This window comes from Zymobacter palmae, from assembly GCF_003610015.1.
In the GTDB taxonomy this organism is placed as follows: domain Bacteria; phylum Pseudomonadota; class Gammaproteobacteria; order Pseudomonadales; family Halomonadaceae; genus Zymobacter; species Zymobacter palmae.
In genome coordinates, this window is sequence record NZ_AP018933.1 from 1373504 (window position 1) to 1384891 (window position 11388).

General features: G+C 57.2%; 7 protein-coding genes. 1 reads left to right on the top strand and 6 read right to left on the bottom strand.

What is annotated here, in order from left to right:
- Window positions 1–9 precede the first annotated feature (9 nt).
- Window positions 10–3963, top strand: a complete 3954-nt coding sequence (locus tag ZBT109_RS06125; protein ID WP_027704755.1) for a non-ribosomal peptide synthetase — start codon at window positions 10–12, stop codon at window positions 3961–3963.
- Window positions 3964–4160: 197 nt separating this feature from the next.
- Here ZBT109_RS06125 and ZBT109_RS06130 read toward each other — a convergent pair whose 3' ends face one another.
- The 6 genes from ZBT109_RS06130 to ZBT109_RS06155 all read right to left on the bottom strand — a co-directional run bounded on the left by ZBT109_RS06130 (window position 4161) and on the right by ZBT109_RS06155 (window position 10373).
- Window positions 4161–4679: a hypothetical protein gene (locus ZBT109_RS06130; RefSeq protein ID WP_051523708.1), complete on the bottom strand. Its 519-nt coding sequence runs from the start codon at window positions 4677–4679 to the stop codon at window positions 4161–4163.
- Between the two features lie 2 nt (window positions 4680–4681).
- Window positions 4682–5566 (bottom strand): TatD family hydrolase, encoded by an 885-nt coding sequence (locus tag ZBT109_RS06135; RefSeq protein ID WP_038277813.1) that lies wholly within the window; start codon window positions 5564–5566, stop codon window positions 4682–4684.
- A 369-nt stretch (window positions 5567–5935) separates the two neighbouring features.
- Window positions 5936–7078, bottom strand: coding sequence for an alkene reductase (locus tag ZBT109_RS06140; RefSeq protein WP_027704754.1), 1143 nt, complete (start codon window positions 7076–7078; stop codon window positions 5936–5938).
- A 131-nt stretch (window positions 7079–7209) separates the two neighbouring features.
- Window positions 7210–7803 carry a TetR/AcrR family transcriptional regulator gene (locus ZBT109_RS06145; RefSeq protein WP_027704753.1) on the bottom strand — a complete coding sequence of 198 codons (594 nt, stop codon included), beginning with the start codon at window positions 7801–7803 and terminating at the stop codon, window positions 7210–7212.
- A gap of 197 nt (window positions 7804–8000) precedes the next feature.
- Window positions 8001–8708 (bottom strand): helix-turn-helix transcriptional regulator, encoded by a 708-nt coding sequence (locus ZBT109_RS14025; RefSeq protein ID WP_027704752.1) that lies wholly within the window; start codon window positions 8706–8708, stop codon window positions 8001–8003.
- A gap of 327 nt (window positions 8709–9035) precedes the next feature.
- Window positions 9036–10373: an amino acid permease gene (locus ZBT109_RS06155; RefSeq protein ID WP_051523707.1), complete on the bottom strand. Its 1338-nt coding sequence runs from the start codon at window positions 10371–10373 to the stop codon at window positions 9036–9038.
- Window positions 10374–11388 lie beyond the last annotated feature (1015 nt).

Sequence of the window (11388 nt, forward strand, 5' to 3'; positions counted from 1 at the left end):
TGAACGTTCGTGTCCACCACCATCACTTTGCCATTGGTTGCTGCGCAGCCAGGGATTTGGGTCGCTGAGCAGACAGCCTTAGATACCAATGTCTTCGTCGTGGCCCATTCCACCGAGCTTCGAGCGCAGGCCGACGCCACGCTGAACGCTGAAGTCTTCGTGCAGGCCATCCGTCAGGTGATGACCGAGGTGGATACCCTCAATGCGCACTATGGCGATACCGATGGTGTGCCATGGCAGCAGTGGCCGGATATGCGCCATGCCGATGATATGGCGGCCCCCATGGTGTTTGATCTCAGTCATGACGATCATGCCGACGAGCATGCGCTTCAGCTGATGCAAGACGATTTGCAGCAGGACCTTCGCATCAGTGAAGGGCGGCCGCTCTATCGTCATCTGCTGATTAAGGTCGCGGGGACCCCCGAGCGTTGGCTGTGGTATCAGCGCTATCATCATCTGGCCGTCGATGGGTTTTCCTTTGCCGCTATTGCTCGCCGTATCGGCGAGGTTTATCGCCGTAGCTGTGCGGATCAGCCGCTCGGTGATGCGCCTTTCACGCCATTCGCAGCGGTCGTTGATGAATATCATCAGTACCATGCTTCTGCGCGCGCGCAGAAGGACGCTGATTTCTGGCAACAGCAGCTGGCGGCTTTGCCTGCGCCAGTGACGCTGTCGGAGCAGGCGCTGGATACGGCGCGGTTGACGACGAAGATCGTGCGCCATGACATCGCGCTGCCGGATGGCGCATTGGCGTGTCTGGAGCAGCTTGGCGAAGCGGGGCAGGTGACGGGCGTCGATATGGCGCTAACTCTGCTGGCGTTGTGGGTGGCCCGCCTAAGTGGACAGTCGTGCTATGCTGCCGGCATGGTTTTTATGCGCCGCTTAGGGTCTGCCGCGCTGACGGCCACTGGGCCAGTGGTCAACGTACTGCCGCTGGGTGTCGAACTGAACCTGGATGAGGCATTGGTGGAGAACGCTCAGCGTTTGGCACGCACGGTGCGGTCGATAAAGCGCCATCAACGCTACGACGCCGAACAGATTCAGCGTGATGCACGTCAGCTGACGGCGGCACCACATGGGATCGTTTTCAACGTCAAAATGTTCGATCATCGGCTGCGTTTGTCCGGCTGGGACGACCAGACACACGAATGGGTGACCGGCCCGGTACGCGATCTTGAACTGGTGCTACACGTAAGGGAAGGCGGGGCACTGTCGCTGACCTTACAGGCCAATGCCCAGCGTTATTCGTCCGCCTCACTGGCGCGTCACGCCGCCCGTATTGCGCCACTTTTCGATCAGGTCATGGACTCACCGATGCGTGCACTGGGCGACCTGGACATGTTGCTACCGGAAGAACATGCCCTGCTGGCAAACGTTAACGCCACGGATCACCCTGTTCCATACACGACTCTGCCTGCCTGTCTGCGTGAGCAGGCACTGCGTACGCCAGAGGCCATCGCACTGCGCGATGACACGCACACGCTGACTTACCGGCAGGCGCGTCAGCAAGTAGAGGCGCTTGCCGCTGTGCTGGCCGAGCAGGGCGTGCAGCGCGGCGATATCGTAGCGCTGGCGTTGCCGCGCTCCGTGCGTTTGACACTGGCGATGATGGCCGTCGTCGAGTTAGGCGCCGCATGGCTACCACTGGATCTTGGCTACCCTGACGACCGCCTGCAACTGATGTGTGACGATGCCCGTCCACGGCGACTGATTACTGATCATCACTGCCGAGCGCGCTTCGACGGTACGGCACCGATCTTCTGCTATGACGCGCTGCTGGCAACGACCACGATCGCGCCCGTACCGTTGCCGGAAGGTCCGGCCCCTCAGGATGCCGCGTATGTTCTGTATACCTCAGGTTCGACGGGACGACCCAAAGGGGTCGTGGTCTCGCATCGAGCTATCGTCAACCGCTTGCTGTGGATGCAGGATCGCTATCCCTTGAGCGAAGGGGATGTCGTGTTGCAGAAGACGCCGTGCGGCTTCGATGTATCGGTCTGGGAATTTTTCTGGCCGATGATGGTTGGGGCAACGTTGGTGATGGCACCGCCCGAAGCACACCGTGATCCCGAGCAACTGCTGGCGCTGATTGACCGCTATCACGTCGGCACTCTGCATTTTGTGCCGTCGATGCTGGCGACGTTTATGGATACGCTGGCGGCAGCCCCTGACGATCAGCGCTGGCAATCGTTGACCCAAGTGTTCTGCAGCGGTGAAGCGCTGCCGACGGGGTTGGCGCAACGCTGGCAGCAGCATACCCATGTGCCTCTGCACAATCTGTACGGGCCGACGGAAGCGGCCATTGATGTCACTTACTATCCCGCCTTTGGAGCATCGCTGGCACAGGTCGTGGGCAGCAGTGTGCCGATCGGACTGCCGGTATGGAACACGCGCTTGCGGCTGCTGGACGAGCGGCTACAGCCCGTACCGCCCGGCGTTGCTGGTGAACTCTTCCTGTCGGGGGTACAGCTTGCCGATGGCTATCTGCACCGTGAAGAGCTGACCGCGCAGCAGTTCATGGCTGAGGGCACATCTTCTACTGGTTATCCTGTTGAAGAACGGATGTATGCCACCGGGGATATCGCCCGCTGGCGCGATGACGGCGTGGTCGAATATCTGGGGCGACGCGATGGGCAGCTTAAGCTGCGTGGGCAGCGTATCGAACTGGGTGAAATCGAGCATGTACTTGTGGCACAACCGAGCGTTGGGCAGGCTGCGGTGGCGGCCATGGTGCTGGGTCAGGTGAGTGGCGGCGAGCAGGATCAACGCCAGCTGGTGGGCTATATCACGCCCGCACAGCCGGATGAATGGCCTGACCGTGCTGCCCTTCACGCGGTGCTGCGTCAGCAGCTGCCCGCGCATATGGTGCCCGTGACCTTGGTTGTGATCGATGCCTTACCGCTAAGCGCCAATGGCAAGCTGGACCGTAAGCAACTGCCAGTACCCACCGTCGCAAATGATACGCCCCAGCGTCTGCCGCAGACGGCGCTTGAACAGCGTTTGGCGGCAGTGTTTAGTCGTTTTTTGGGCATCGACACGATTCATCTCGACGACGATTTCTTCGCACTCGGTGGGCATTCGTTGCTGGCGATGCAGGTGATTGCCGAACTGCGGCGCTGGAGCGACCAGCCTATTTCGATTGGATTGATTATGGAAGCGTCGACGGTGGCCCAGCTGGCCGAGGTGTTAGGCGACGAGGATGCGGCAGCTCACGCGGGCCTTGATGAAACGTTGACGCTGCGTCGCCCGAGCGCCGATGGTGCAACGCTGTTCTGCTTCCATCCAGCTTCCGGTTTTTCGTGGCAGTTCAGTTCACTGTTGCGCTATCTGGACAGCGGCTGGGGGCTGATCGGGCTGCAGTCTCCCGTGCCTGAGGGCGTACTTGCCACCAGCGCACATATGGCGGAGGCCTGCGATCGCCACCTTGCCACCCTACAGCGGGTACAGCCGCACGGCCCTTATTACTTGATCGGGTATTCGCTGGGTGGAACATTGGCACAAGGGGTCGCGGCGCGTTTGCAGGCACTGGGCGAAGACGTCCGCTTTTTAGGGCTACTGGATACCTACCCGCCAGAAACGCAACAGTGGGACGGTGTGCTGGATGATGAGGTGCTGCGCGAAATAGAGCGCGAACGTGAGCGTTTTATGACCATTGCTGCGGATCTGGCACCGCACAACGGGCAGCAGGACACCCTGTTCGATGATATCGGGCAGAACTATGCCGATGCCGTGCGGTTGCTGTCGACCACGCGTACCGATCGCTTCGACGGCACAGTCACACTGTTTGCCGCGACGGAGTCGCTGCCAGAGGGATGGAACGTACGAGAGGTCTGGGCTCCCTATGCCGGTGAGCTGTGCGTGCACCCGTTGCCGTGCCGCCACGTAGACATCATTGCGCCAGACACGTTCGAGCAGTTGGGACGACTGATACGCCAATCGCTGCTGGCAATACCTGTGCAGTAAGTAGCACATAGGTCAGCGCAGCGGTATGCCGGGAAGGAGGTCTGGCTAAAGTTAAGGCTCCCGGCCACTGAACATAAGTGCCAGCACTAAAAAAAGACGGCAAGGCCATGATGAAGTGGTCTTGCCGTCTTTCATAATGAAATGCGCTTGGACGCGAGGCGGCGCGCGGTTATCCGCTCTACGCTGTCACACGCCGATCAGTAATCAACGTTGTAGTCGCCGCCCACGCCATACTCGTCGCCTTCTTCGCCATTCAGGCGGCGATGCAGCATCAGCATAACCAGCATCTCATGGTCGGCTTGCATTGGCGTCAGGCCCTGTTCCTGCAGCAGTTCGCCACGCCGTTCGCTCCATTCTTCCTGATCGCAGTCCGGGTAGAGTGAGGACAGTGGCTCCAGCGCTATGAACGGCGCAATGCCGTATTCATCAAACAGCCGCTCCAGCGCCTCTTCATCGTCATTGAGACCGTTGATATAGACGGTATCGCCGCTGTGATCCGCTTCCAGCTCACGCAGTACGTCCAACGGGCGCTCGCCCGAAGCGTGCAGCGTGTCGATATCGTAGTCGCCCAGTTCGGTGTGGTCGCCGCCCCAGCTTTCCAGTGGCTGAATCAGCGTGTGCTTGATCTGGCCGTCGGGCAGTGACCAACAGATGGCCAGCGGCAGATGGTCGTCGCCGGTTTCGATGAAGAGAAAAGCCGGAAATGAATCGCTCATGGTCAATGCTCCTGTGAGGCTCGGGCGCGTGCAGGCAAGTGTAGTGTCTGTGCGGGAAGAGAAAAGAAGGCGGTTGCTGTTTCGGTCGTGCGCTGCGCCAGCGCGTCTTCCGGCTCATCAACTAACCGTGCCAGCGTGCGGCTGATCCACGGCAGCAGGGCCGGTTCATGGCGACGGGCCTTGGGAGACGCGGGCAGGTCACGTGGTAACAGATACGGGCAATCGGTCTCGATCATCAGGCGGTGTGCGGGAATTTCTTTGATCAAGGGGTGCAGGTGTTGCCCGCGCCGCTCGTCGCAGACCCAGCCGGTAATGCCGATATGAAGGTCGAGGTCGAGGTAGCCATAGAGTGTCTTCCTGTCGCCAGTAAAGCAGTGCACCACGGCCTGACGGATGTCATCGCGCCAGTGAGTTAGCATGTCCAGCATGTCCGGTCCCGCCTCTCGCTCGTGCAGGAACAGCGGCAGCCCATACTCGGCCGCCAGAGCAAGCTGCATCTCGAAGGCATGGCGTTGCTGGTCACGCGGTGTGTAGTCGCGGAAATAGTCCAGCCCGCACTCGCCCACCGCAGCGATATCGTCGCGGCGCAGTACATCGCGCAGCAGACGCTCTATATTAGGCGACCAGTGATCGGCATCGTGAGGATGGATACCTGCGGTGGCGCGCAGTAAGGGCAGCGATTCATCATTGGCGTGGCGCTCCATGATGGCAATATTCTGCTCTATGGAGGCCTCATCCGTTCCGGTCAGCACGATGGCCGAAACACCCGCAGTGGCGGCACGCTCCAGCACTGCGGGCAGATCGCGCGCATAGCTTTCGTGCGTTAGGTTGGCACCGATATCGACGAGAGGGCCAGCAGAATGAAAGGTCAGCGTATCGGGCAGCATGGCTAGAAAGGTATCCTCGTCAAAAGCAGGCAGGATGAAATGACATGGCGGCCGTCCATCTGGCCGTAGTGGTCGCCATGATAGCGGTTCACGATGGTCAGGTGAATGCCATTGGTGGTAAGTGGCCCCCGTATTGACCGGTGGCACCGTAGCTGATGATCAGGGCCACTTCGCTGTTCTAGGCCTTCCGATAGTAAAAGACGTATCGAGAAAGATACCGCTGTACCCTAACGGCCGAAGGCCGCATCGCAACATCGCTCCGACACGTTATGCCGATAGGAACGCGCCGCGCAGATGAAAAGAAGGAAGCGCAGGGCTTTCTTCTTCTGGCGGCTTACCGTGTACGTCTACCGTCAACCGCGCTTAGTGTCAGGCACCATTCGCAGTAGGGGCCTGATAGACCGGATAATCGGTATAGCCTTTGTCTGTTCCGCCATACATGGTGGCCGCATCAAGTGGGTTCAAGGGCCAGTCATGCGCAATACGTGCAGGTAGATCGGGGTTGGCAATGAACGGACGCCCGAAGCCGATGAAATCGCCTAGACCTGCGTCAACGATCCTGTGTGCTTTTTCCGCTGTGTATTTTCCCGCGTACAGGATGGCGCCACTGAAGGCCGAACGCACCGCTTGGCGGAACGATTCCGGCATCTCTGGTGCGTCGTCCCAGTCGGCTTCGGCGATGGATACATACGCTACACCGGCATTCTCCAGCATACTGACTGCTGCCAGATAGGTTTCGTGAGGGTTGTCTTCGACCAGCCCCAAATAGGTACGGTTGGTGTCATCGGTACTTGTGAACAGCGGGGCGAAGCGGACGCCGACGCGCTCGGCACCGATGGCCTCTGCTACCGCCTCGACAATCTCCTTCAGAAACCGCAGGCGATTATTGAGCGAGCCACCATATTCATCCTGACGCTGATTGGTATGCATGGAGAGAAACTGGTTGGGCAGATAGCCGTTTGCACTATGGATTTCTACCCCGTCGAAGCCGGCATCAATTGCATTCTGAGCGGCGGCGGCATACAGATGAACGATTTCCTTGATCTCCTCTACGCTGAGTGCCCGGGGCAGCCCCGGCTGTACCAGCTCACCCGTGCCTTCGCCTGTCGGAATAAAGACTTTAACGCTCCTGGCCTGTAGTGCAGAAGGGGCGACAGGAGCCTCACCGTTCGGCTGCAGGGCCGGATGAGAAACGCGCCCGACGTGCCACAGCTGGCAGAAGATTACGCCACCTGCCGCATGTACGGCGTCGGTTGTTTTGCGCCAGCCACTCACCTGCTCCGGCGTGTAGATGCCCGGTGTCCATGCATAGCCGCGTCCACGCGGCTCAATGACCGTACCTTCAGTCACCATGAAGCCTGCGCTAGCACGCTGACGGTAGTAGGTTGCCATCAAATCGTTGGGAATGTCCCCCGGCTGACTGCTGCGGCAGCGCGTGAGGGGCGGCAGGAAGATACGGTTTGCGAGCGTATGGCGGCCCAGCTTGGCGGGTGTGAAAAGGGCTGACGTCATTGGTAGATTCCTTTTGGTGCGCACCATGGTTCAGTGCGTCTCGGCATGCATTAGGCGATGTGTTTACGGCCTTGAACGCGTGCCGATATGTTTAAATTAGACCAGTCGTATATAAGGCGGTTAAATTTTTTTCAGGCGTTTAGATTCAGCAGATGCCGAGTCGTGGACAGGGTTGTTTCTAGTGCAGCGTTGTCGCGCGTGATCTTCTGGCGAATGCATGCGCCAAGCCATAGGTGGTAGAGCATCTCCGCCATCTTTTCAGGGGCAAAAGAGAGGGACAGAGAACCGTCATCCTCGCCTTCACGGAGAGCGATGGTGATGCGCTGGATGACCCGTTGAGTGCCTTTGTGGAGAGCATGGCGCATGGCTTCCGACATATCGCTGACCTCAGCGCCCAGCTTGACCGCTAGGCATTTTGCCGTGGCGTCGGGCGATGACTGTGAACTGGCCCAGTAGCCAAAATACTGCAGCAAACGCTCAGCGGCCGTATTCCCCGGTGCGCTTAGAATATCGTCCACGCGAGCCAGATAAGTGTCGAAATACTCCTCCAGCAGCGCTTCCCCAAACGCTTCCTTGGTGCCGAAATAATAATAGAACGATCCCTTCGGCACGCCTGCGCTCGTCAGGATTTCGTTGAGGCCTACTCCAGAAAACCCCTTCTGGGCGATGATGCCGTAAGCGGTATCCAGTATGTGTTTTCTGACATCCTGCGCTGAATTTTTCATGGTATCGAATGCACGGCTTGAATTAGACCAGTCGACTATAACAATGGCTGCGCATTTACTCAATCCTCTGTCCATACTCCTAGCGGGCTTTCTCTGTCGAGTACCTATTCCCCCTCCGTCTGCGTGATGATGAAGCCTTATAGACTTTTCGATGCAGATGGCCTGTTCTCTGTAACAGAGCGCGGTATCTGAATAATCTAGTGAATAAGGTTAAGATAGATTGCTTTGACAATAGCGGATGTCTTGTTGGGTGCATCCAGTTTTAACATGGCATTTCTAAGATGAAAGTTGATAGTGCTTTGACTTAAATGAAGTATCTTGCCTGCTTCGAATGCTGTTTTTCCATCTCCCATCCAACGCAGAACCTCTTTTTCTCTCTCCGATAATCTTATATCCGATATTTGACGTATTTGATTCATTTTTATCAATACAGAGGTGGCGACCCACTCCATCTTTGCATTCACATGTTTTATATCTGATAGTGATATTGGTGATGAGGTATCGACCCAAAACATGTTGTATGCTCTTTTACTTTCTATCAGCGACTGTGCCCATCCTCCGAATCGACCGCAGCCATAGACATCTTCCATGACGTCGGGTACTGCCTCGAATAGCCAGTCTTCGCGGGTGCCTAGCCATGAAATGGGTTCGGTAGAGCGAGCACAGTGACGGGGCACTGGCGTGTAGTCGTAGCTGCCATTCCCTATCTTTTCGATTGTTCCATCTTCGGCAGTGTTGAGTGCCAGAATGCGCTGGTTTGACATTGGAACGGGCAGCATCGCTTTCCAGCCGACATAATCGAAGCCCATAGGTTTTACAATCTTGAGGGTGGCGTCCAGTACATCCTGAAGACGCGTGGCGTGATTCAAGCATGTAAATAGATCTATCTGCCATTGACTGTTCATTTTATTCCACCGCGATAAAAAATTGCAGGTAGTTTACTTTAACGGAACAATAGCGAGCGCAGCTACTGAACTAAAGCCTAGTGAGAGTGACGGTGTTTATATAGTGAGAAACAATGTTAGATATCCGTATATGGTGCTGATATATTCCTTTTATATGGAATGTTCTTCTTTTATCTGATGATGTAAGGCGGGGTAGGGCCGAATAAAAACTGTAGGCTGATTGATAAGCGTGAAGTGGTATGAAAAGACGCCGCCCAGCGTGCTGTCAGCACGGGCGGCGTCTTTGCGATGGAGGCAATAGCTCGTTGTTGGCTGCAGATCGCGTATTCAGGGCCTAGGCGAGTGGCGGTAGAGGCCAATCAGCACCAGCACCGCGGCGAGTGCCAGTGTGGTGCCCAGCACGCTGCGCTGCTCGGGCATGAACGCCATGATGCCGAAGACGGAGGCCATCAGTAGCAGCACGATCGCACTGAACCACGGATAGCCGGGCACACGAATCTGTTCATGCGGCGAGACCGACCATCTTCGGCGAGCGATCAGTTGCGAGGTCAGTATTGAACAGTACACCAGCAGGATGGCGGCACCGCCGGAATTCAGCAGGAACTCCATATAGCGGGAAGGGAAGATCACGTGTGCCATGATGATGATCAGCGCTACGGCCGCGGTAGAGACGATCGCCTTCCACGGTGTATGGCGGGCAGACAGTACCTGCCATTGCTGCGGCGCGTCCCCACGCTTCGACAGCGACCATGCCATTCGCGATGCCGTATAGAGCGCCGAATTGAGGCAGCTAATGACCGCTGTGAAAATGACGACGTCCATCAGGGCCGCAGAACCAGGAATGCCGATCACGTTCAGTGCAGCCTGATAGGCGCCCTCGCTCAGTAGCGGGCTGCTCCATGGCACCAGACAGAGCACCAGCAGAATCGAGCCGATATAGAACAGTGTGATGCGCCAGACCACGGCGCGCATGGAGGCGCGGACGTTGCGCACGGGGTGATCGGATTCTGCTGCGGCAATGGTGGCAATTTCACAGCCTTGAAAACTGAACAGTGCAATAAGAAAGGCACTGATGCCTGCCGCCAGCCCGTTGGGAGCGAAACCACCGTAATCGACGAGCAGTGAAAGCCCTGTTGGTGCGGATGGTGGCCAAATGCCCAGTACGGCCAATGAGCCGACGATCAGAAAAGCGATAATGGAGATGACCTTGACGAAGGACAGGCCGTATTCGGCGCGGCCAAAGGCGCGCACGCTCAGGCAGTTGCAGCCGGTCATCACCAAAATGACGGCTACCGCGGCAAGCCAGACCGGCACTGACGGAAGCCAGCCGTGCAGAATATGTCCCGCGGCCAGCGATTCGATGGCCATCAGCAGCAGGTAGTACCACCAGTACAGCCAGCCTACCGAAAAGCCTGCCCAGCGACCAATGGTGGTATCGGCATAGACGGAAAACGACCCCAGATCGGGGCGGGCGGTGGCCAGCTCGGCGAGCACCCACATGACACACAGCATAAGCAATGCCGCTGTGGTGTAAGACACCAGTGCCAGCGGGCCAGCCAGCGCAATGGCCTTGGCCGAACCGACGAACAGGCCTGCTCCGATAACGCCGCCAATGGAAATCATGACGATCTGGTGCGTCGCCAGTTTGGGGGATGCACTGTGCATCGGACTCAATATCCTTACGCAAAACGTGAATGTATTTAATCGAGCAGCGTTTCAAGGCGTTACCCGTTATCTGGAGGGCCTTACGGTACACAAATTTTTCGGCGCCTGCAGAGTGGCGGCCGAGATGTTGCACCGCTTATTGCCTGCCGACGGTGAGAAACGAAGGGAAAGCCAGCTGGGCATGATGAGACGATACCGCGGCGTGATAGGTATCTTGGTGTGGAGTATTACATTGTTTTTAAAGTATTATCTTTGTCGAAGAATAAACCTTGGCACAGCGCGCCATGCGCCAGATACACATCCGCCATTCATGATGGTGTGTGGTAAGGGGTACAAATGAATGCGCAGGGGTGAGTGCGCAGGCCTGAAGAGTGAAAAGCGCTGTTTTAGCGAAAAAACAAAGAATGAGGTGATGACCTGAGCCTTAAGGCAAGGTGCGATTATTGCCGCGACACTGGAAGGAACGGGGGGTTATAAATAAATACTGGCCTTGTTTTCTTGGCTGTTTCCTAGGGAGTGTTTCATCGACGCTCGGTATCGGATGGTTGATGTAAAACCCCAACCCCAACCCCAACCCCAACCCCAACCCCAACCCCAACCATGTGCCAGCTCCGACGGCCAATGTTCATCCCGCGGCGCTGAGCAATCGGGCGAGTGTTGAGCTAGCCGATTTCATCCTGGGGGTAATGGGAGAGCAGGGATCGCGATAGGCGTAAAACTGCCACGCGACGTCTATCATCTATTGGCCGAATGGCGTTGAACTGCTGCAAGATCCTACAGCGATGCGGTGCGCGAGATGCGTCCGCATCAATGTGCTTGGTGCTATCGCTACCTTACTGATGGACAGTGAAAAAGAGTACGTTGTGCTGGAGACGGATAAAGTCGATACACAGCCTACTGTGCCAACGAGAGTCATCATCCAGCCTGATGAATATTTTGGTGAAAAGGACACCGGCTGCGATTTTGACCCCTTGCCGTCATTGGAGCGCAAGGGCATCTCCCATGATCTCGTGTG